The sequence below is a fragment of the Arthrobacter sp. GCM10027362 genome (genome assembly GCF_042679445.1).
GTDB lineage: Bacteria > Actinomycetota > Actinomycetes > Actinomycetales > Micrococcaceae > Crystallibacter.
The window spans coordinates 1-21,761 of record NZ_JBHTML010000017.1 but is presented as its reverse complement, the minus strand read 5'-3'; the positions used below and the strand labels follow the sequence as shown (position 1 = coordinate 21,761).

Below are 21,761 nucleotides of genomic sequence, written 5' to 3'. Positions count from 1 at the left end.
GCCTCCCTCGCCGAATAGGTGGAGCATCCCGCTTTCGATCGCGTTCCTTTTTACTTGTTTGCCTGGGTGCTCTGCTTTGCGCAGTCTTCCGGGGCATTGGTGAACGTGCCTCCGTCGGCCCAGCGAAGAACGAGGTCCTCAGGATTTGCCCGGCGGTGCTCTTCGGGGCTGTAGGAAATAGTGCTTCCGGTTTTTCCGGACACTGCTGCGTACTTTTGCAACCCCTCAATAGCGTCGCGCGCCTTGTTCTTGTCGACAGATCCGTTGCCGGTAGCCGCCTTGAGGCCAGCGGCGACGATCTTCATCGCGTCGTATCCGAGAAGTTCAAACCCGCTGTTGGGTTCACGGTCGTATTTCTTCTTGAAGTCGTCCGCGAATTCGGCGACTTCGGGCTTGCTTGTGTCAATAACATCGTAAAAACAAACACTGCGCTCCACGGCGCTGCGGCCAATGTCAATCATTGACTCGAAAGCCAGGCTGTTCGGTCCGACGATGCCCGCCGAGTAGTTGACCTGCTGCATGTTCTTTCTCAGCTGTGCCACGTTCGTCCCTCCCATCGGGGTGAACAACACCTCGGCCCCTGCCTGCCGAAGCTGCTGGATCTGGGCCGTGTAGTCCTGCGCTCCGTTGGGCATTGAAACGGAGGCCACCGGCTTGACGCCGAGGTCTTGCAGATCCTCCGTGGCCAGTTTTGCATCCAGCTGCCCGAACGCGTTGTCGTCGTAGGCAATGCCGATCTTGTCAAAGCCCTGTCCGTGAAGGTAATCCACGGCTTTTTTAACGAAGGAGGAACTGGCGACGTCGACCTGGAAGGCCCACTTCTTGTCGGTGGTGATGTTGTCTCCGTTTGCGAAAGGAATCACCAGGGGAACCTTCGCCTGTTCAGCCACCTGTGCCAGGACCAGCGCGGTGCCGTCATTTGTGCCGCCGATGATTGCGTCGACCTTGTCCTGCGAAACGAACCGCTGGGCGATTTGGGCCATGCGCGCCGGGTCATTAGCTTCATCCTGGACTACGAGCGAGATCTTGCGCCCGTTGATTCCGCCGGCGCTGTTGATCTGGTCTGCCGCCAGCTCCACTCCCTGTCGTTGATTGCTGCCCAGAATAGCGTCGCCGCCGGTGAGCGCCCCGCTCAGGCCGATTTTAATGTCCCCCGTCGCTGCTGCGTTTCCGTTGGACGCGTTCCCGCCGCCCGAACCGCAGCCGGCCAAAACCATCGCGGCCGCGGCCGCAATACCTACCGCCGCACAGCGAACGGGAGTCCTCTTCTTCGCGCGGCCTTCATACCCCTGGTCCATCGGACTGTCCCTCGCCGTCCCTTCGTGGCCGTTCACATTCATGAACGGTGTTCCTCTGTGTGAACAATGCTATGCTGTTCTTTATCCCGTCACAAGGGCTTGGGAGAAGTTGGTGTCTGCCCGGTGAGCCGCAAGGACCCGCGGATGGCATGCGAAAGTGAGGTTAGTCATCGAGAAACCAGGTACAGACCCCCACGGAAGAGCCGGATTCGCTCCGGTTAAGTCTGCCGACCGGGTGCTTCAGATTCTTGAAGTGCTCGGCAGCAGTGCAGGACCGCAGCAGCTGACCGAACTTGCCCGCGAACTGAGTATTCCCAAGAGCAGCCTGCACGGGATCCTCGAGACCCTCCGGCATCGAGGCTGGGTCGAGTTGGACAAGCTTACGGGCCGCTATGCGTTGGGAATCCGCAGCATGCATCTTGCCTCAAGCTATCTGGACTCACCCGGCGTCCTTCAACGAGCAGGTTCCACTCTCGACTGGTTGAATGCTGCAACGGAAGAAACCGTGCAGTTCGGCCGCTTGGACGGCTACGAAGTCGTTTACCTCGCGAAGCGACAGTCCCGGCATCCTGTCCAGCTAATTTCAGACGTGGGCAAGAGACTGCCCGCGAATGCCACCGCACTCGGAAAAGCAATACTGGCCGAGTACCCGGATGAAGAGCTGGAAGTCATGCTGGCCGAATCGCTTCCGAGACTAACCACTCGCACGCTGGCGACAAGAAGCGAGCTGTTGGCCGATCTGGCGCGCGTCCGGGAACGGGGATACGCGGTGGACAACGAGGAGGCTATTGATGAAATTTATTGCTTCGCCATCGCGCTACGGCAACGATCCATCCCCACCACCGACGCCATAAGTGTATCCATTCCGAAATTTCGCGCAACCGACTCTACCCTGCGGAACATTACCGAGTTGTTGTTGGAGGCCCGTACTCGGCTCGAAGTTTGAATTGTGGCTCGACGCATCAGCAGGGCGTCGTGGACGGCACCCCGCACCCGGACTCGACTGCCGCCTGGGCGCGGGTCTGGCGCTGGTTTCTGCGGCTTCCCGTCGGCACTACGGATGGGAAGGAATTCCGCACCGCGCCGAGGTTCACCGCGGTCAGTCTGGACCTCGGTGAAGCTGTGAGCCGTACCGCAGCCAGTGCCTGCCGACCGCGGTCTCACCCAGCTGCCCGAAGTGGAAACTCAGTTCCAGGTCATCGTGGAGTTCTGCATCCGCCCGGTTGATCGCCGAGCTGATCTCCTGCCAGCCCCTCAGGGTAAAAGGCTAAAAGGCCGCATTCGGGCCCCGTAAGGCCACGTCTCCCGGGCGCGGGAATGCTCTTTTGGCACGTCTCATGCCCGTCGCTGGGCGGCGTCGTGGCTAGCTCGGGGCTATGTTGCCTACGTGGTTGGTCGCTTTTTCATAGGCCCTGGCGACGGACAGAACAGTTGATTCGTCAAATGGCCTGCCGATGATCTGCAGGCCCAGCGGCAGGCCGGCATTCGAAAAGCCGCACGGTACCGAGATGGCCGGCAGGCCGGTGAGGTTGGCAGGGGCGGCCATGCGCACATATGCGTCCCCGACCCCCTCAACCGAGCCGTCGGGCCAGCGGAAGTCCGGGTCGCCGACCGGGGCGGCGGGGGCCACTGTTGCCGGGGCAATGAGGACCCGGATGTTCTGGTAAATGCTTTTCCACGCCTGCTGAATGAGCCGGCGGACGCGGAGTGCGTCGATGTAGTCGGTAGCCAGGATGGTTTGCCCGACTTCGAGCAGGCGGCGGACTTCGGGGGTGTAGAGTTCCGGTGTTTCGCCGATGGACCGCCGGTGGTAGGCGCTGGCCTCGGGCATGAGGATGCCCCATTCCACGGCGAGGATCTCTTCTTCGAAGGGAATCTCCACCTCCGCGGGCTCGGCACCCAGGTCTTCGAGGATCCCGGCCGCTTCCGCCACCGCCGCCGCCACCTCGGGGTGGATGTTGCGGGTGAAGAAGTTTTTGGGAATGCCGACCATCATGCCCTTGACCCCTTTCTCCAGGTCTGCGGTGAAGTCCGGGACCGGCACGTTGGCAGAGCCCGGATCCCGCGGGTCATAGCCAGCGATGGCGTTGAGTACGAGGGCCGCGTCGGTGACGTTGCGGGTCAGGACACCGGCGTGGTCCAGGGACCAGGCCAAGGGTGTGATTCCGAAGCGGGATACCCGGCCGTAGGTGGGCTTCAAGCCGACGGTTCCGCACAGGGCGGCCGGAGTCCTGGTTGATCCTCCCGTATCGCTGCCGGTGGCCACATGGCAGGAGCCGGATGCCACCGCGGCGCCTGAGCCGCCGCTCGAACCGCCTGGGATCTTGGATGTGTCCCACGGATTCCGTGCCGGAGGAGTGGTTGTGCCGAAGGCGAATTCGTGGGTGCGTGTCTTGCCGATCATGATCATGCCCGCCTGTCCCAGGGAAGCTACGACGGCGCTGTCACGGTCCGGCACGCGGTTTGCCTGGACACGGGAGCCGGAGGAGGTGCGGATGCCGGCCGTGTCGTAGATGTCCTTGACTCCTACCGGGATGCCATGGAGTGCTCCCCGGTAGTGTCCCGCGGCTATCTCGTCGCCGGCGGCGCTTGCCCGGGCAAGGGCGATGTCGGCCGTCACCGTTGCGAACGCCTGGATGCGGCCCTCGACCTCTTCGAGTCTTGTCAGTGAGGACTCGGTCAGTTCAAGGGGCGAGAGCTCCTTCTTCTTTATCGCGGCTGCTGCCTCCGTCAGCGTCAGCTTGTAGGGTTCCATGTCGGGCCCTGGTCCCAGGAGGGGTTGAATGTCGTAGCCGGCGCGGTTTCGCTCAGTTCCATGTTATCCAGTCTGCTCAGGAGCATATGGACCGGCACCGCCGCAGCGGCGAGACCGGCCAGCCGGTCCTCTTTGACTGTGAGCCGGGAAGTTCCGGTGATGCTCCAGGGCGTATCAAGGATCGGTTCGTGTTCGGTCATGGCTATCTTCCGGGTGGATCGGATGCTACGGCAGTTGCTGAGGGTAGTTGCCCGGGTGGCACGGGCCAGGGGCGGAAAATTTTCCGGACAGTGCTTCACCCCAGCGGTGTTTCGGTGTTTTCCGGGCCGGGCCGGGCGTTGCCGAATTCGGAGAGTATTTCTTCGGTGTGTTCTCCGAGCCTGGGCGGAGTCCTGCGCACGGAGGTGTCGATGCTGCTGTAGTTCACCGGATGCCGGAGCAAGCGGATCGTGCCGGCGTCGGGGTGTTCGATCTGCATGATCGGGTCGACTTCGGTGACGACGGGGTCTTTCAAGGCGGCGGTGAAGTCATTGACGGCATTGCACCAGACGCCCCCCTTGCGTAGTTTCTCCACGATTTCACTCGTCGTATAGGAGGCAAGCAGGGGCGCCAGGGCACGGCGGATCTCGTCGCGGGCGTTTAAGGCCAGGGAGGGGTCTTCGAATGGCTCAAGTTCGGGGGCCCCGTCGAGGGCCTGCCGGACCGTGGCCACCGGGGACAAGGAGATGGCGACATTCCCGTCCCTGGTTTTGTATATGCCGTAGGGCGCGGGGTGGAAGGGGGAGCCGAGCCTTTCCTGGGGCACCGACACCTGTCCTCCGTTCAGGTGGTAGGTCAGCGGTTCGGTCTGGAGGTCAAGTCCTGCCTGGATCATGTTCAGTTCGACGTGCTGGCCTTTCCCCGTCCGCTCCCGGTGCAGGAGAGCGGCCAGCACGCCCATCGCCAGCAGCGCCGCCCCGTGCTGGTCGATCACCGCGGCCCCGACAGGAACCGGGGCTTCCTGCGCCGACCCGGTGTTTGCCGCAAGTCCCGTGATGGCCTGCAGGAGGAGGTCCTGCCCGGGCAGCTTGCGAAACGGCCCGGTGCTGCCGTAGCCGGAGGCGGAGGCGTAGATGAGCCGAGGGTGCTGTTCATGGACGGCGTCGTACCCGAGCCCCAGGGAATCCATCACGCCCGGCCTGAAGTTTTCGACCAGGACATCGGCGGTTTCGATAAGTTTCCGCGCCGCTTCCAGCCCCTCCCGGCTTTTCAGGTCCAGGGTGACGCTGCGGGCATTGCGGTGCGCGAGCATGAAGAACACGCTCACACCGTTGAGGAACGATTCGCCACCGGCCCAGCTCCGTTCCCAGGCCCCGGCAGGCGGTTCGACCTTGACGACGTCGGCTCCGAGGTCGGCGAGGTACTGTACGGCTGCCGGCCCAAGCAGAAACTGGGTGAAGCTGACAATACGGACCCCTTCAAGCGGCCGCGTAACTTCCGGTTCCGGAACGGTCATTGGTCCACCACCTTGAGGACGTTGATGGCGGCGGCAACCAGGTCGCCGTGCTGGTTGACGGCCGTGACCTTGGCACGCATCTGGAGTTTTTGTTCGTCCGCCTCCTCGACGGTGTAGGTGACCGTCACGGTGTCACCGAAGAAAACTGGACGAATGAAGCGGACCTTGTCATAGCCGTAATTGACGGTGGGAGTATCACCGAGCATTTCGATCAGGCGCGTCGAACATGTGGACATCAGCCCCAGGGTCAATGCGCCGTGGGCGACGCGCTGCCCGTACCGGGTGCCGGCCATGTACTGGGCGTTGGTGTGGTTCGGGCCGATGTCACCTGTAATGCCGGCGAACAGGTAGACATCGGACTCGGTAACCGTCCTGGCGAACGTTACGGTCATACCGATCGGGGCCATGCCCGCCACCGTGGACACCGGGTTGGCTGACGATGATGCCTCCATTGTCAGAACCCTTCCGCGTCGGTGTTGGACGGTGTGGTCGTCTGCGAGATGATGTCGGAATACCGGCGTTTGATGTACTCGGCGCAGCGCAGGGCCACTGCACCAATGGTGCTTGTCGGGTTGACTGCTCCGCCGGTGGTCAGCGAACTGCCGTCGGCGATGAAGAGATTCGGAACGTCCCAGGTCTGGTTGTACCGGTTAGTGACCGAATCTTCCGGGGTATTTCCCATCCGGCAGCTGCCCATCAGGTGGAAGCCGGGCGGCGGGAGCATCGTTCCCGTGGTTTCGATCCTCGTCAGCCCGCCTGCCGCTTCCGCCACCTTCGCGATCTGCTCGGTGCCGAAGTCGGTCAGGCGGATGTCGTTGTCGCTGAGCCTGTATTCGACGTGCGCCCCCGGAAGGCCGCTGGAGTCCGTGACCCCGGGATCCAGGGTTACCCGGTTGGATCTGATGGGCAGGTCCTCCCCCTGGGTGTAGATGAGCATGTGGTGGCCAAAACGTTCCTCAAAGGATTCGCGGTGCCTCTCGCCCCAGGGCAGGGGCTTGCCGGCGTTCGCGCCCATGGCGATGCTGGCCGGACCGGCGCTGCGGCCGCACTGGATGCTGAACCCGTTGACGAATCCCCGGTCGACCTGCGTGTTGTAGAACTCGGTGGAAAATACGGTTGCGCTTCGATTTCCCTTGTAACCCTCCAGCGGGTCCGCATACCAGCAGTCGGTCAGCGCCCAGGTGTGGTGCATCAGGTGCGTTCCCACGAGCCCGTTCGAATTGGCCAGCCCGTCGGGGTGCCCTGCCTGGGCCGACATCAGCAGCATTCTGGGGGTGCCGATGCCATTGGCGCAGAGAACGACGATCCGGGCCCCGACCTCGTGCCTGGCATCCGTATTCCGGTCGATGTAGACCGCCCCCGAGGCCAGGCCTCGCCGGTTGAGCGTGATCTTTTCCACCCGGGCATTGGTGATCAGCCGCACGCCGGCGGCAAGCGCCTTGGGCCAGTAGGTCAGGTCGGCGGTACTGATTGATCCGCGGGGACACCCGCTTTCACAGTCGCCGCAGAAATTGCACGGCAGCCGGCCGTCCCTGCGCCGGGTGATGATGGCGTTGTCCGAGGGCCACCAGTGCCAGCCCAGTTTCTCGAATCCGCCGGCCACTTTGCGGCCGACGTTTCCAGGCGGCGGGGCCGGCGAGTAGCGCTCGGTCCGGGCCGGCATGGCTGGATCTCCGGTAAAGCCGGAGACGCCGACTTCAGCGTCGTTCATCTCATAGAACGGGGCAAGGTCCTCGTAGCTGAACGGCCAGTCGATGGTGCCTTCCAGGCCGTGCTCGGTGCCCCTGCGGAAGTCCGCCGGCTTGAAACGCGGCCAGTGCCCTCCCATGTGGACCGTGCTGCCTCCCACGGCGTTATACATGTAGGGCGTGGTCAGTCCCGTAACCGGGTAGTCCTCCGGCGCCTTCCGGATGTTCGGGTCCAGTGCCCATCCGCGGTGCCGTTCGGTCTCCCATTCGTTGTGGTAATGCGGATGGTCCGCGGGATGGACCCAGTCCCCTTGCTCGAGGCAGACCACCTTCATTCCGGCCTCGCCCAGGTGCTTGCTGACCGCCGCGCCCCCCATGCCGGCACCGATCACCAAAATATCGAACTCATCCATTTCTTTTCCCTCCGTATCACGGCGCGTCAAGGCCGCTCCTGGATCAGGCGGTGCCCGTCTCCAGATCGGGCACCGCCTGCGGCGCCGGCTTCACTTGGTCCGGGCCCAGGCCGACACGGACCTGGAAATCAACGTCGACCCGCTGGATATCCTGGGTCCGGGCATAGGTTCCGCGCCCGTGCGAGAGCAAGGCCGGGTCCCAAGGCTCTTCGCCCGGATAGCCGTAGGGCTGGGGCGGACCGTGGAAGTCGCCGGCCGCGGGACCGGAGGCCTGGATCGCCCGGACCACCTCGGGCTGGGCATAGTAGGCGAAATAGACCAGTGCCTGAAAAATCAGAAACAGACTTTCGTCCTGCTCGCTTAGCCGCTGGACCAGAAGGGTCCGCTCTTCCCGGTCCGCAGGCAGAAAGCCCGTCCCCAGTTGGTCCGCCAGTTTGTCCACGGCGTCCAGGTTGATGAAAGGAAAGTGGGCGGCCTCGACCCGATGATCAACAATGTACCGGCCGAAGTAGCCCAGAATCCCCGTCCGGCTGGGAGCGGGAAAACCACCGGTTGGCGGGATAAGGACATCCGCAAATGCCAGCAGGACGTCGGCCTGCGCTCCCGAGAAAGGGACAGCCCGTACCGACCCGCCCAGGACCGCCTTAGCGGGGATGAAGACCTTGTTTTCAGCGTGGGCTGCCTTTCGGGCCATTTCGTCAGCTTGCTGCGTCATGACGGACCTCTCTTTCGTCCTGGGGCCGGATCCCTTCGGCCCAATCGAGTGCGCCCCGAAGGCTGAAGTTCTTGTGCTGGGCAAACTCCTCGAGGCTTGTCTCAAGTCCCTCGCGCCCGTTTCCGCTCAGCTTGTGGCCTCCGAATCCGGCCAGGTCAGGACGGAAAAGGCCGGTCCGGTTGATCACCACCTGGCCGGTATCCAGCTCGGCCCCGAGGCTGAAAGCACGCCTGAAATCCCGGGAAAAAACGGCTCCGCTGAGGCCGTAGCTGGAAGCGTTGGCGATGGCCACGGCCTCCTCGTCGTCTCCGAATTCCAAAACGGGCAGGACGGGGCCAAAGACTTCCATATTCCTGGCAATCTCCATCTCCGGGGTAACGTCGACCAGCACGGTGGGCTCGTAGAATGCCCTGTCCGGCCGGGTGCCGCCGGTAGTGATGCGGGCCCCGGCATCGACAGTGGCGCGCACCTGCTCGCCCACGCGGGAAGCGGCTTTCGCATGGATCAGCGGACCCAGCTGCGTGCGGTCCTCGGCTGGATCCCCCAGTTCCAGGGCGCCGAAACGAGACGTGAGGAGGTCGGTGAATTCCCTGGCAACGCTGCGGTGGACAATCAGCCTCTTGTTGGCGCAGCAGCACTGGCCGTTGGCCTCCTGCCTGCCCTGCACTGCCTGGTCGACGGCCAGTTCCAGGTCGGCGTCTTCCAGAACGATCAGCGGATCGTTGCTGCCCAGCTCCAAGGACACCCGCTTGAGGGTCTTCGCTGCGGAGGCAGCCACCCGGAGACCGGTCTGGGTCGATCCGGTGAGCGAGACCCCGGCCGGTATGTCGCTTTCAACCAGCCAGGCGCCGACCTCACCGCCGCCGGCGGCGACCTCGACGACGCCGGCGGGAAGCCCGGCCTCGGTCAGCAAGGAGGCCAGCCGTAAGACGGTGAGCGGATCGTCCTCCGGCGGCTTGACGACCACCGAATTGCCCATGGCGATGGCCGGCGCCACCTTGTGCCCGAACAGTTCTGCCGGAAAGTTGAAGGGAATGATCGCCACGACGACCCCGAGAGGTTCCCGCCGCGTAATCATCAGGTCGCGTTCCAGGCCCGCCTGTGAGTCCAGGAAATGCGCATCCTCTTTGAGGGCGAGCATGCGCTCGGCAAATCCGCGGAACAGCCGGGCACACACGCTGATTTCCGCCCGGGTCTGCTGCAGCGTCTTGCCGCTTTCGGCACATAGCAGCTGCGCCAGCTCCTCAGCCTGGTCCATCACCAGCTGGCTGAACCGGACCATGATCTCGTATCGGCGGTGGCGGGGAACCCGCTTCCAATGGGACTGGGCACGCCGTGCTGTCGCCAGCGCCTGCTCCGTCTGTGCCCGGGAGGAACGCCTGAGTTCACCAACGGCGGTCCCGGTCGCCGGGTTGAAGACCCGAAGAATATCTTGGGCAACTTGGTTGGCGGCCATCACAGGGCCTTTCTGCGGATGCGGATGGCGTCGACGAAGACCGCAAACAGAATCAGGAGTCCGCCCGCGACCTCCACAAAGTAGGCCGAGACATTCACGATCTGCAGGGCAACCTGCACAACCGTAATAAGCAGTGCGCCGCCGATCAGGCCGATGACCCGTCCCTGTCCGCCCCGCAGGGAGACGCCGCCGATAATCGGTGCCGCCACGGCATACAGCAGCAGGCCGCTGCCGATCGTGGGATTAACGCTGGTCAGGTAGGACGTCTGCAGGAACCCGGCGATACCGGCGATGGTCCCGGCTGCGATAAAGGTCTGGAGCCGGACCCGGTCGGTGCGGATGCCGGCGGCTTCAGCCGCGTGCTCGTTTCCGCCCGTGGCATAGATCCGCCGTCCCCACACCGTGCGGGAGAAGATGAGGGCAGCCACCAGGCAGACGATGATCAACACCAGCGGCATAAGCGGCCAGGTGCCGATACGCGTGTTGCCGACATAGCTGTATACGGGTGAGTCAACGGTCAGTGTCTGTCCCTTGGTGATGGCAAGCACCGCGCCGCCAAGCACAAGACCCATGGCCAGCGTCCCGATGAGCGAATTCATTCTCAGCTTCGCAATGAAAAAGCCGTTCACGGCGCCGATCACCGCGCCGGTCAGGACCACCGCCGCAATCGCGACGAGCCCGGGCCATCCTGCGCGTGTCAGCAGGATGCCCACCAGCCCGCTGAACACCAGGTTGCCCACCACGGAAAGGTCGATTTCGCCGATTAGCAGCGTTGCTCCCACGGCGAGGGCGAGCAGCCCCAGGACCGTGGCCTGGACGAGAATGTTCTGCAGGTTGGCGATCGTCAGAAAGAACGGGCTCATGAGGCCGGCCCCTATGGCGAAGACCACCAGGAGAATCCAGACCACATTGTCCAGGGCAAAATCAATGAGTTTGGAAACGCTCCACGCCTGAGCGCCCTTCGGCTTCTCCGGCCGGGACACGTGCGATGGAGCCGTGATGTTCGTCATTTTGCTTCTGCCTTCTTTGAGTGGGCGTGGGAAATGCTGGCGAGTACGTTCTCGCCCGTCAATGAATCGCCGCTGAGTTCACGGACCAGCTCCCCGTCGCGGAAAATCAGTGCCCGGTCGACCAAACGCACCAGTTCCGCCGGATCGTAGGCCACCAGGATCACACCGACGCCCTGTTCGCTCAGCTGGTCAACGATGCGGTGGACTTCTTCCTTCGCCTCCACATCGATGCCGGCGGTGGGTTCGTCAAGGATGAGTACCGTGGGTTTCGTCTCGATGAGCCGGCCGAGAAGAACTTTTTGCTGGTTGCCGCCCGAAAGATTCTTAATCAGCTGGCCGGGACCGCTGGTGCGAATGTTGAACGCCGACTTCGCGTCCTGGAAGTTCCGCAGCATCCGCCTGAAGTCCAGGAATCCCCAGGGCCTGCCGGCGGGCCAGTTGCCCACATGCAGATTCTCCTGGACGCTGAATTCCGGTACTACGCCTTCATAGTTTCTGTCACTGGGAAGGTACGCGATACCGGCCTTCAACGCGTCGGCGGAATGTCCGATCGCGACCTCGCGGCCACCGATCACGACTCTGCCGGACTCGATGGTTTCCAGTCCCGCCAGTGCCCGTGCCGTCTCGCGGGCACCCGATCCGGGGAGCCCGACCAGCCCCAAGACTTCGCCTTTCCCCACGCCGAAAGTGATGGGCTGGCTTCCCGCAGTCCTGACTCCATCAACCTCCAGCAGCACATCCGGCGCCGCGCGGCGGTCCCGCTCGAACTCAACAACGTCGGCCCCGGTCACCAGCTTGGCGATCTCCCGCTCCGACAAACTGGCGATGGATCCGCCCGCCCCGGTGACCCGGCCGTCCCTGAGCACCGTGTACTCATCACAGAGCTCAATCAGGTCACGGTTAAAGTGGGTGATGTAGATGAAGGTCAGGCCCGCCTGGGTGAGGTCGCGGATCCAGGAAAAAAGCTCGGAGCGTTCTTCCCGTGACATCGAGGTGGTGGGCTCGTCGAGAATGGCCAGCTTGCCGTGGTCGCTGAGCGTTTTGACCAAGTTGAGCTTCCGCTGCTCGGGAAGGCTCAGGCTGCCCGCCAGTTGGCCGGGATCAACATCCAGCCCGAACCGGTCAAGTACTTCGCGGGCATGCCTGTACGCGCCGTCCCAGTCCACCAGCAGGCCCCGGCGAGGGTGGTTGGGAAGGACCAGGTTCTCGGCAACGGTTAGCGTGGTAAAGACCTCGGAGTGCTGTTCCATGAGGTGGATTCCCAGCGACTGGCGCGCATCAATGGGCAGGTGGGTGATGTCCCGGCCTTCGAAGAGCACCCGGCCCTCGTCCGGCGTCAGCGAGCCGGCGATTGCCGCCATGAGGGTGGATTTGCCGGCGCCGTTCTTGCCAAGCACGCCGTGGACAGCACCCCGGGAGACGGTGAGGTCAACCTTCAGGAGCGCAGGCACGCCGCCGAAGTGCTTGGACAATCCCTGCACTTCCAGCAGGGGGGTGTTCCGATCGGATACGGCGTTCATCAGGTTTCCTTCAGTCCCCAGTCTTTGGTGACGATATTGGCCCACTGGCGCGGGTCGTCCGCAGTGTCGAGCGTGATCAAGTAGGGCGGCAGCACCATGCGGGGACCGCCCTTGGATTCAATGATCGGGGCCTTCTTCCAGATGTATTTATCGTTCTGGTAGTTGCCCAGTGGAATCGCCTGGCCCTTCACCGAATACTTATCAAGCAACTCCACGCAGACCTGGGCATAGGCAACCGGATCCTGGGAGATCGACGCGTCGAGGATCTTGTCCTTCAGCCACTGGATCGCGATCGGGTCTCCATCGATGGATGTCAGGATGATGTGCGCTTTGTCTCCCACGGGCTTAAGCCGGTTGGCGCTTTTCATGGCCGGAAGAACCGCCAGGGTCAGCGAATCGGTGGGGCCGTGGATGGCGTCCAGATCCGGGTATTGCGACAAGGTGGCCCCGGCGACGGAACGGGCGTTTTCCTGCAGCGTCTCGGTGGGGCGGGAAATCACCTGAACATCGGGATAGTTAGCGAAAGCGCCTTCAAACCCGTCCTTGCGGTCCCGCCATACCGTGGCCGAGAGTGCACCGTAGAGGTTGAGGACCTTGCCTTTGGGCCTGCCGTATTTTGCCTTGAGCGCTTCCAGCGTCTTTTCACCGGCCAGCTGGCCGCCCATCTTATTATCGAAGGCAATTGTGATGGAAGCGTCCCCTCCGCTCAACGGGGTGTCGATGACTCCTACGGGAACCCCCATGTTCTTGGCCCGGGTGGTGAGCGGGATGAGGTTTTCGGTGTCGATCGGATTGGTGATCAGGAATGCCGGCTTCTTCAGCAAAGTGCTGTTGATCTGGTCGTACTGGGTGCTGGCGTCACCCTTGGCATCCGTTGTCTCAAAGGTGTAGCCATGCTCCTTGTAGGACCGCTGCAGCGCCTCGACGAGGACGGTGTAGAAGAAGAAGTTGAGGTTCTTGTTGGCATAGCTGGCCGTCTTGTTGTTGCCGGATCCGCCCTGCCCTTGTCCGCCGGGGGAACCGCAGGCCGCGAGGAGCTGCGCCGCACCCAGGGCCAGCGATCCTCCCGCGGCCGTCTTGAGCAACGTCCGGCGTGAGATCTCAGCCGAGGCCAGCGTTGACTTTTGCATGGTTGTATTGCCTCTCTTGTGGTGGCCGCTGCGGCCTAGGTGATATGTGTGGCTTCCCGCAACCGCCGTGCGTCTGCGCCAAGGAGCCGTGACAGTGATCGGCTTGTTTCCTGCACTGCCCCAATGCGCTCTTCAAGCCGTGTCATCAATCTCGGGGAAGGAGCCGAAATACTGATCGCCGCCGAGGTTATCCCGCGGTCGTCGGTCACGGGCGCGGCGATGCAGGCCAGGCCTTCCTCGACTTCTTCGCGGTCCATCGCGTAGCCCCGGTTACGAACCGCATCGATTTCCGCTTCCAGCTTGTACGGGTCGGTGAGGGTGTTCGGCGTCCGGGCTTCCCACCGGCGGCCGTGTATGATCCGGTGGCTCGCGTCGGGTTCCAGCCCGGCCAGGAAGACCTTTCCGAGCGCGGTGCAGTTCAGCGGGAGGCGCTTGCCGACTGAGGAGGGCATTCTCAGGGACCATTTGCCCTCCACTTTCTCGACATAGAGGACTTCTTCCGTATCCAGGACGGCAAGGTGGGCGGTCTCCCCGGTGTGCTCCGCCAGCTTCCGCAGCGATGCCAAAACGGTTTCCCGTATGCTCTCCCAGGCGGTGACGGCCGCGGAGAGTTCAAGTACTGCCACGGAAAGCATGTAGCGTCCGCCCTCAACCTGGCGGATGAAGCCTTCGTGCTCCAGCGTGGCGAGCAGGCGGTGGACCGTGCTCTTATGGATGCCCAAGGTCCGCGCTATTTCGCTGACTCCGAGCTCCGGGGTATCTACCGTAAAGCAACGCAGCACGCGAAGTGCCCGGCTTACCGATGCGACGGGTTGAAAGTTTTCCGTCGACGGCTGCGGTTCTTCATTTTCCGGGATTGACGTATAGGTTCTCATCCCGAAATTATCCTCGGTTACCTGCCCACTCATATTTCCACCCCCTTGACGGGTAGCGAGGAGGCGAACAAATCAGCGGCACGGACGCGCCCGGTGGCCAGGGCCAGCGCGAGGCCGTAGTAGAAGTCCCCATAGGGAGTGGCTCCGTGAACGCCCAGGTTGTGCGGCTTGGAGTAGCAGGACCGCAGCAGGATGCCCTGGCTCTTGTCATCCCGGCGAACGGCATTCGCATCCAGCTTTGCCAGCAGATCCACCGCGGCCGACCGGCAACCCTCCCGCAGTCCCGGGGAGGGATGGCTCTCTGCCAGCAGCAACGCGCCTAGGGCAGCGGCAGCAGATGCGCTTGCGTCCGGGACGGCATCCGGTGAGGTGTCCCCGAAGTCCCACGGCACGACCCCGTCGGGGGGAATTCTCGCTTCGAAGTACCGCCATGCCCGCTCGGCGGCGTCGCCGAGCCGTTCGTCCCCGACCGCGCCGAAGGCCCAGGCAAAGCCTGCAATCGCCCACGCCTGGCCCCGTGACCAGCAGGATCCGGCCGAGGCGCCCTGGAAAGTGCCGCGCTCAAGCAGTTCCCCGGTGTCGGGATCGAAGCGGATCAGATGGAACGTTGAGCCGTCCTCGCGGAAATAGCGTGTAGCCGAGGTGATCGCATGACGGTGAGCGACATCGGCCAGCCTGTCATTGCCCGTCTGCCGGGCGGCCCACCACAGCAGCGGCAGGTTCATCATCGTGTCGATCGTGCTGGTGCCTGCCGACCGCGGATCGGTGCGGGCGCCGAACGCCTGGATGAACTGTCCGGCCTGGTTGAACCTCCCCGCCAGCACGTTCGCGGCGGTGACGGCCGGCTCGGCCTCCGAGGTGCTGAGTCCGCCCAGAACGTGCCCGAGCGCGAAGGAAGGGTAAAAGAGAAAGCCCAGATCGTGGGTGGTCTCGTCGGCTGCCCTCCTGCTGATGTCCCCGAGGGCGCTTCTCATGGCCGGACTGGGCTGGATCTTTCCGGCAACGTCCAGCCGGCGAAGCCATGCATGGCCCACGCTGAAACCTGCGGTCCAGTTGCCATGGTCGTAGAAGGACTCGTTGATCCAGCCGCTTGTTTCGTCAATGGCAGCCCTGTGCCACTGGCCGTCGACGGAGTAGTGCGGGTACCTGCCGGGGGTTTTTTCCAGCTGGTGTTCTTCATCCTCTGCCAGTTCCACGAATTTCTTCCACGCGTTTTCCAGGTTCATGGAAGGTCCTCCATCCGGATAGAAGAGGGAGAGTTCGCCATGGGGGATCCTTCAGCTGTCCGGGCGAGGTCCACCGCGGTGTTCTCCAGAGAGCCGATGGGGGCGCTGGTGATCGTCACGACGTCGCCGTCCTGCAGCGCGAAGTCCGGGGGCGGGACGAGGCCGGTGCCCGTCAGCAGGACGGTGCCGTCGGCGATCGGATTGTGCCGGGTCAGGTACCCGACAAGATCGGCGAAGCGGCGGGTCAGTTCCGCAGTGGAGGTGCTGTCCTGGTAGCGCATCTCTCCCATTGCCGAACGGATCGACATCTCGATCGGGAAAGGGGCGACCTCGTCCGGATCGGTGTCACAGAGCAGGAGGCAGGGTCCAAGCGCGCAGCTTTTGGCGAAGATCTTGGCCTGCGGCAGGTAGAGGGGGTTTTGGGATTCGATGTCCCGGGCGGTCACGTCGTTGCCCAGCGTGAAGCCGACCACTGTTCCGGAAGCGTCCAAAACGAGGGCGAGCTCGGGCTCCGGGACGGACGAACGGCTGTCCCCGCGAATGCCGATCCGGCCGTTCGGCCCGACTGTCCGCCGGCACGAACTGTCCTTAAAAAAGATCTCCGGTCTCTCAGCCGTGTAGATCCGCGAGTAGAAATCCTTTTCGACAACGTTCTCCGCCTCACGTGCTTCCCTGGAGCGCCGGTATGTCACGCCCGATCCCCAGACTTCGGGCGCTTGGACGGGCAGGGCCGCGGATGCGGATCCGTCCTTGCCTGCGTGGGTTCCTTTAGCCATGTCAACGGCGGCCATTTCCTCCGAGGCGTCGGCAAGGGAGGCCAGGAACTGCGCAAGAGAGATCCGGCTTTCCCGGGCATGGGTGATGGCTGCATTTAGTCCCGCCAGCCCGTACCCTTCGAGTCCCCGGGTGATGTCCAGCGCCCCTGCGCCGTCGCCTTGGGAAACTGCCACATGCAGAACCCCCTCTTCCCGAAATTGCATTGCCCTCATCTAGACCCGCCCCTCCGAAAACGATACGCTGTACCAAATGGAACGCCGTTCCAAAAACACTAAGGCGGGTGCGCAACGCCGTCAAGAGGTTCGAATACACCGAGATGTTGCCGCCGGCAGGCGCCCGGGAACCGCACCCGGGCCCGGCAGGACGGTTCGAAGCATTCGCAAGACGGCCACCGGCGGTTCTGTTCAGCTCAGGCCCGGACGAAACGGAGACAAAACACGATGACTGCTATCGCAGGAACCAACCCCTATACGGGCGAACGGCTGGAACCCGTAGCCGATGAGAGCACCCGGGCCGATGTCAACGCCGCCGTGGAAGCGGCCGCAGCGGCCTCCGGGTATTTGCGCGCCATTGACCGCCCGGGCAGAGCGGGCCTGCTGCGGGCCATCGCGGACAACCTCGAAGCCAATGGCGAAGAATTCGTCGGGGTGGCCGATCAGGAAACGGGCATTGGCCCCGAACGCCTGACCGGCGAACTGAAACGGGCGGTATTCCAGCTGCGCTTCTTTGCCGACGTGATCGAAGAGGGCAGCTACGTCGAAGCGGCCATCGACACGCCGGCCGATACTCCCATGGGGCCCCGCCCGGACCTGCGCCGGATGCTGGTCCCCCTGGGTCCCGTCGCGGTCTTTGGCGCCAGCAACTTCCCCTTCGCCTTCTCCGTGGCCGGAGGAGACACCGCCTCTGCCCTGGCCGCCGGTTGCCCCGTGGTAGTGAAGGCCCACGGCTCGCATCCGAAGACGTCACGGCTGGCCTTCGAATTCATGAACACCGCGGCCAAGGACTTCGGCGCCCCGGACGGCGTCATAGGCATCGTCTACGGTCTGCAGGCCGGAATCGACCTGGTCTCACATCCGAAAATCAGTGCCGTGGGCTTTACCGGATCCCTTAGCGGGGGCAAGGCCCTCATGGAGGCCATAGGACAACGGGACACCCCGATCCCGTTTTACGGTGAGCTCAGCAGCCTCAATCCGCTCGTGGTATCTGCATCTGCCGCCCGGGAGCGTGCCGACGAAATCGGCGCCGGCCTGGCAGCCTCGGTCACCATGGCAGCCGGCCAGCTGTGCACGAAGCCAGGCATTATTTTCATCCCGGCCGGGGGCGACGGTGACCGGCTCGTGTCAACCTTCGCGCAGAAGCTGTCCGGGACCTCCGTATCGCCCTTGCTGAACCGGCGGATCTACGAAAGCTACGGTGAAATCCTGGCCGCCCTTCAGTCGGCCCCCGGAGTCAAACGGGTCGCAGCAGGTCCCGAACCTTCCGAGGCCGGCTTCCGGGTCGCCCCCACCCTCTACAGCGTGGACGCACCCGATCTACGGCCAGGCACCGCCCACGAATGTTTCGGACCGTCCGCGCTCATTGTCCGATATGGCGGGTACCCCGAGCTGGAAGCTGCCCTGGCGCATATTGACGACGGCCTAACCTTAAGCCTCCACGTCGGCGCCGATGAACCACAGGTCACCCAGGAACTCACGGAAATGGCCCTGCCCAAGGCCGGCCGGATCATCTACAACGGCTACCCCACGGGTGTCGCCGTCAGCTGGGCGCAAACCCACGGCGGTCCCTGGCCGGCAACAAACTCCCTACACACGTCCGTCGGTGCCACAGCGATCCGGCGCTTCCTGCGGCCGGTGACTTGGCAGAACGCGCCCGAGTCCGTTCTGCCACCGGAACTGCGCGACGGAGACCGGCTGGTTCCGACCCGGGTCGACGGGCGGCTGACGCTGCCCGTGAACTACCTGCGGGCGGGCCCTGACGAAGGCCAGGAAAACGAACAGGACTGAAGCAAGGGGCGTGGGCCGGGCCGGCGAGAGTGCGCCCAGCAAGGCGCCGGCCGCGCGATCTTCCCTGCCGGCCCGGCGGCCTGCTGATGGAGCGAAGACGGACCTGCCGCGGAGGGCGCTCCTCTCCGCTACCCAGTCCACCACAGGATCAAAACGAAGAAAGAACCAGCCATGGGACTGGGACGACTTTTCGATCAGCCACTGCCCGTCGTGATCGTTGTCCTCGCCGCCCTGTTGCTCTTCGGCGCACCCAGCCTGCCCTCCATCGCCAGGAGCGTTGGACAGTCACTGCGGATATTCAAAGCCGAAGCCGACCACATACGTGATGGCAGCCGCACACCCGGGACAACGCCCGAGCGGAGGACGGCGGAACCGGGAGATCCGGTTGACAAGCCCGCCGCACCTGATCCCGCCGATCAACGCTGACCGGACTTCCTCACCCACCAGCCGCTGCCAAGAGCCTGCCACGCAGCCGGTGGCCACGCAGGCTTCCGGTACTCGGTGGCGTGGCAGAGAAGTGGTGTGGCAGAGAAGTATGGATGCCGTGCCGACACACCGTCGTTTTCTGATTGCGGCATCTATCTGGCCGCCCATGGGCAGCTTGTCATGACCATTAACATCTGGGGGAACTTCGGTTTGCCGCTAAGAGTTTTACCTGGTTTTTGGTGCTACCGGCACGATGGGCCAGGGATTCCGGTGTCGGGCCGCCAAGCAACCCCGGCTCCCGGATTCATGGCCCAAGTTGGCCCGCCCCTCGTCACTTCCGGTGCGCGCACACGCCGGGACTTTGGCCGAATCCGGCGCCCGGCCGGCGACGCGAGGGTTCGCCAGAATGTCCGTGAGCATTTCTGCCATGTTCGGCCGGTCGGGCGCGGCACAATGCCTCAGGGTGACGGTGCCACTCGTGGCTTAATTCTCGACAGCACATGAGAAGCGAGAGCCAGGCGGAGTAGCTGCGCCCCCCACAGTCCGCTTCTACATTAACAGGGCCAATTAGCTGTTAATTTGCGGGCGGAATTATTAATGTCCGACCGGAACCGGCAGCTTATGCGTGCTCGACCGCCATATTGGCGAACCGCGAGTAGTGGCCCTGGAAGCCGACCACGATGGTCTTGGTCGGGCCGTTGCGGTGCTTGGCCACGATCACGTCCGCCTCGCCGGCGCGCGGGGACTCCTTGTCGTAGATGTCCTCGCGGTGGAGCAGGATGACCATGTCGGCGTCCTGCTCGATCGAGCCCGATTCGCGCAGGTCCGAGACCATCGGCTTCTTGTCCGTGCGCTGCTCGGAACCGCGGTTCAGCTGCGACAGCGCGATGACCGGCACCTCAAGCTCCTTGGCCAGCAGCTTCAGGGCACGGGAGAATTCGGAGACTTCCTGCTGGCGCGATTCCACGCGCTTGCCGGAGGACATCAGCTGCAGGTAGTCGAGCACGATGAGCTTGAGGTCGTGGCGCTGCTTCAGGCGGCGGCACTTGGCCCGGATTTCCATCAGGGACATGTTCGGGCTGTCGTCGATGAACAGCGGAGCGTCGTTCATCCGGCCCATGGTGGTGGCGATCTTGCCCCACTGTTCGTCCTTGATGGTGCCCTTGCGCAGGTCCTGCAGCCCGATCGTCGCCTCGGCCGAGAGCAGGCGCATGGCGATCTCGTTCCGGCCCATTTCCAGCGAGAAGAACACGGTGGTCATGTTGTGCTTGATCGCCGCGGAGCGGGCAAAATCCAACGCGAAGGTCGATTTGCCCACGGCCGGCCGCGCCGCGATGACGATCATCTGGCCCGGGTGCAGGCCCTGGGTCAGCTCGTCCAGTTCATAGAAGCCGGTGGGCACGCCGGTCATGCCCTCGCCGCGGTGGCCGGCGGACTCGATCTCGTCCACGGTGCCTTCGATGATGTCCTTCAGCGGGACATAGTCCTCGGCGGTGCGCCGTTCGGCGACGGCGTAGATCTCGGCCTGGGCCTGGTTGACGATGGCGTCCACCTCGCCGTCCTGCGAGTAGCCGAGCTGAACGATCTTGGTGCCGGCGTCCACCAACCGGCGGAGCACGGCGCGTTCGCGGACGATTTCCGCATAGAAGCCGGCATTGGCCGCGGTAGGCACCGACTGGATCAGCGTGTGCAGGTAGGCCGGCCCGCCGATCCGGGAGATTTCGCCGCGCTTGGTGAGCAGGTCCGAGACGGTGACGGCGTCCGCGGGCTCGCCGCGGCCGTAGAGGTCCACGATGGCCTCGTAGATGCTTTCATGGGCCGGCCGGTAGAAGTCCACGCCGCGGAGCACTTCCACCACGTCCGCGATGGCGTCCTTGGAGAGCATCATGCCGCCGAGGACGGACTGTTCCGCCACCAGGTCCTGGGGCGGCGTCCGCGCGAACTCCGGGTCACGTCCCATGTCCGTGGAGTCTGCGTGTACGAGAGTCACCGCTGCCTGCTTTCTGTCCATGGACCGAGCCGGGTCCGGCCCTGCTTGCGCCGGGGTCCGTATGCTCAGGATTCCGGATGCTTCCGACACTTTTCCCGCGGGCCCCGGAGGCGGACTTCCGTGCCTGCCGGCGGTGGCCGGAGCGGCCGTCCGACCCCCGGGCCGGGCGAGATACTCCGCAACCGTAGCCCTCCGACGGCCCTTCGCCAAACGGGTTATCCACAGGTGCTGTGGGCAGGCTGTGGATTGCGCGGCGTGTCTTGTGCACAGCCTGTGCGCACACCTGTGGATAGCAAAGTTTTTTCCCCCACAAATACCCGCTGACCTGCGTCTTTAGTCTCCTCAGCCTGTGAATTAAAAGAATTTTTGCCCGCAGCTCTTCCACAGCCTGGGGGTGGAAACCGTGGAAAACCGCCGCCGGAAGGCACTTATCCACGAGTTATCCACAGGCTTTGTCCCCAGAATGTGATCCAGGACAAATTGGTTCGCCGCATCCGGTCCGAACCGGTGCCGATGGCTCCGGCTGCCCGTAGGATTCTTCTATGGAGTCTTTCCTGGTCCCTGTCCTGATTCTGCTCGTCGTTGTGGCGGGCATCTTGCTGGCCGTGAAGCTCTCCAGGAAACGGCGTGCCGGCGCCGGGGCTGCGCCGGCGGACGCGTTGGGGCCCGGCGGGGAGGGCGCCCCGACGCGCGAGGCTGCCGCCGCGGCCAGCGCCCGGCTGGACCAGCAGCAGCACACCGCCGTCTATTCGATGATCGCCCGGGGACACGGGCTGGAGGCGATCCAGGCGTACCGGAAGGCCACCGGCGCCGGGCTGCGCGAAGCCGCCGCCGCCGTCGCCAGCATGTCCGCCTATCCGCAGCCGTACGTCCTTCCCGGTTTGTCGGAGGCGCCCGCGGCAGCAGAGCCCGGGGAGGGTGCCTCCCCGGAGGCGGGGCCGGGCGCGTCCCCGCAGCCTGCGCCCGGCAGGGAGGCAACGCCGG

18 protein-coding genes and 1 pseudogene are annotated in these 21,761 nt (G+C 64.0%); 4 read left to right on the top strand and 15 right to left on the bottom strand.

What is annotated here, in order from left to right:
- Positions 1–50: 50 nt before the first annotated feature.
- Positions 51–1,340, bottom strand: a complete 1,290-nt coding sequence (locus ACFQ36_RS05055; RefSeq protein WP_377011258.1) for an ABC transporter substrate-binding protein — start codon at positions 1,338–1,340, stop codon at positions 51–53.
- Positions 1,341–1,533: 193 nt separating this feature from the next.
- On the opposite strand from ACFQ36_RS05055, the gene ACFQ36_RS05050 reads away from it, so the two are divergent.
- Positions 1,534–2,244 carry an IclR family transcriptional regulator gene (locus ACFQ36_RS05050; protein ID WP_377011256.1) on the top strand — a complete coding sequence of 237 codons (711 nt, stop codon included), beginning with the start codon at positions 1,534–1,536 and terminating at the stop codon, positions 2,242–2,244.
- Between the two features lie 417 nt (positions 2,245–2,661).
- On the opposite strand, the gene ACFQ36_RS05045 is transcribed toward ACFQ36_RS05050, so the two are convergent.
- From ACFQ36_RS05045 to ACFQ36_RS04985, 13 genes are all read right to left on the bottom strand, one after another.
- Complete coding sequence (locus ACFQ36_RS05045; RefSeq protein WP_377011254.1) at positions 2,662–4,053, bottom strand: amidase; 1,392 nt, start codon at positions 4,051–4,053, stop codon at positions 2,662–2,664.
- Positions 4,035–4,253 (bottom strand): hypothetical protein, encoded by a 219-nt coding sequence (locus ACFQ36_RS05040; protein WP_377011252.1) that lies wholly within the window; start codon positions 4,251–4,253, stop codon positions 4,035–4,037. The genes ACFQ36_RS05045 and ACFQ36_RS05040 overlap by 19 nt, the downstream gene beginning before the upstream one ends.
- Before the next feature lie 95 nt (positions 4,254–4,348).
- Positions 4,349–5,548, bottom strand: a complete 1,200-nt coding sequence (locus ACFQ36_RS05035) for a CaiB/BaiF CoA transferase family protein (RefSeq protein ID WP_377011249.1) — start codon at positions 5,546–5,548, stop codon at positions 4,349–4,351.
- Positions 5,545–6,000, bottom strand: a complete 456-nt coding sequence (locus ACFQ36_RS05030; protein ID WP_377011247.1) for a MaoC family dehydratase — start codon at positions 5,998–6,000, stop codon at positions 5,545–5,547. Before ACFQ36_RS05030 ends, ACFQ36_RS05035 begins: the two co-directional genes overlap by 4 nt.
- Positions 6,001–6,002: 2 nt before the next feature.
- Positions 6,003–7,649 (bottom strand): GMC family oxidoreductase, encoded by a 1,647-nt coding sequence (locus ACFQ36_RS05025; protein ID WP_377011245.1) that lies wholly within the window; start codon positions 7,647–7,649, stop codon positions 6,003–6,005.
- 43 nt (positions 7,650–7,692) lie between these two features.
- Positions 7,693–8,364, bottom strand: a complete 672-nt coding sequence (locus ACFQ36_RS05020) for a hypothetical protein (RefSeq protein WP_377011243.1) — start codon at positions 8,362–8,364, stop codon at positions 7,693–7,695.
- Positions 8,348–9,820 carry an aldehyde dehydrogenase family protein gene (locus ACFQ36_RS05015; protein ID WP_377011241.1) on the bottom strand — a complete coding sequence of 491 codons (1,473 nt, stop codon included), beginning with the start codon at positions 9,818–9,820 and terminating at the stop codon, positions 8,348–8,350. The genes ACFQ36_RS05020 and ACFQ36_RS05015 overlap by 17 nt, the downstream gene beginning before the upstream one ends.
- Complete coding sequence (locus ACFQ36_RS05010) at positions 9,820–10,830, bottom strand: ABC transporter permease (RefSeq protein WP_377011239.1); 1,011 nt, start codon at positions 10,828–10,830, stop codon at positions 9,820–9,822. The genes ACFQ36_RS05015 and ACFQ36_RS05010 overlap by 1 nt, the downstream gene beginning before the upstream one ends.
- Complete coding sequence (locus ACFQ36_RS05005; RefSeq protein WP_377011237.1) at positions 10,827–12,350, bottom strand: sugar ABC transporter ATP-binding protein; 1,524 nt, start codon at positions 12,348–12,350, stop codon at positions 10,827–10,829. The genes ACFQ36_RS05010 and ACFQ36_RS05005 overlap by 4 nt, the downstream gene beginning before the upstream one ends.
- A complete protein-coding gene (locus tag ACFQ36_RS05000) occupies positions 12,350–13,480 on the bottom strand; it encodes a sugar ABC transporter substrate-binding protein (protein WP_377011235.1) in 1,131 nt (376 codons plus the stop codon). Before ACFQ36_RS05000 ends, ACFQ36_RS05005 begins: the two co-directional genes overlap by 1 nt.
- Before the next feature lie 35 nt (positions 13,481–13,515).
- The gene (locus ACFQ36_RS04995; protein ID WP_377011233.1) at positions 13,516–14,355 is read right to left on the bottom strand and encodes an IclR family transcriptional regulator; all 840 of its coding nucleotides are present in this window, start codon (positions 14,353–14,355) and stop codon (positions 13,516–13,518) included.
- 29 nt (positions 14,356–14,384) lie between these two features.
- Positions 14,385–15,581 (bottom strand): hypothetical protein, encoded by a 1,197-nt coding sequence (locus ACFQ36_RS04990; RefSeq protein ID WP_377011231.1) that lies wholly within the window; start codon positions 15,579–15,581, stop codon positions 14,385–14,387.
- A complete protein-coding gene (locus tag ACFQ36_RS04985; protein ID WP_377011228.1) occupies positions 15,578–16,531 on the bottom strand; it encodes a fumarylacetoacetate hydrolase family protein in 954 nt (317 codons plus the stop codon). The genes ACFQ36_RS04990 and ACFQ36_RS04985 overlap by 4 nt, the downstream gene beginning before the upstream one ends.
- A gap of 267 nt (positions 16,532–16,798) precedes the next feature.
- On the opposite strand from ACFQ36_RS04985, the gene ACFQ36_RS04980 reads away from it, so the two are divergent.
- Both ACFQ36_RS04980 and ACFQ36_RS04975 read left to right on the top strand, forming a co-directional pair.
- Positions 16,799–18,361, top strand: a complete 1,563-nt coding sequence (locus ACFQ36_RS04980; protein WP_377011226.1) for an aldehyde dehydrogenase (NADP(+)) — start codon at positions 16,799–16,801, stop codon at positions 18,359–18,361.
- 171 nt (positions 18,362–18,532) lie between these two features.
- A complete protein-coding gene (locus tag ACFQ36_RS04975; protein WP_377011224.1) occupies positions 18,533–18,787 on the top strand; it encodes a twin-arginine translocase TatA/TatE family subunit in 255 nt (84 codons plus the stop codon).
- A gap of 619 nt (positions 18,788–19,406) precedes the next feature.
- On the opposite strand, the gene dnaB is transcribed toward ACFQ36_RS04975, so the two are convergent.
- Positions 19,407–20,747, bottom strand: a complete 1,341-nt coding sequence (gene dnaB, locus ACFQ36_RS04970) for a replicative DNA helicase (protein ID WP_377011287.1) — start codon at positions 20,745–20,747, stop codon at positions 19,407–19,409.
- Between the two features lie 572 nt (positions 20,748–21,319).
- On the opposite strand from dnaB, the pseudogene ACFQ36_RS04965 reads away from it, so the two are divergent.
- Positions 21,320–21,761: pseudogene (locus ACFQ36_RS04965) on the top strand (hypothetical protein); the annotation flags it as partial.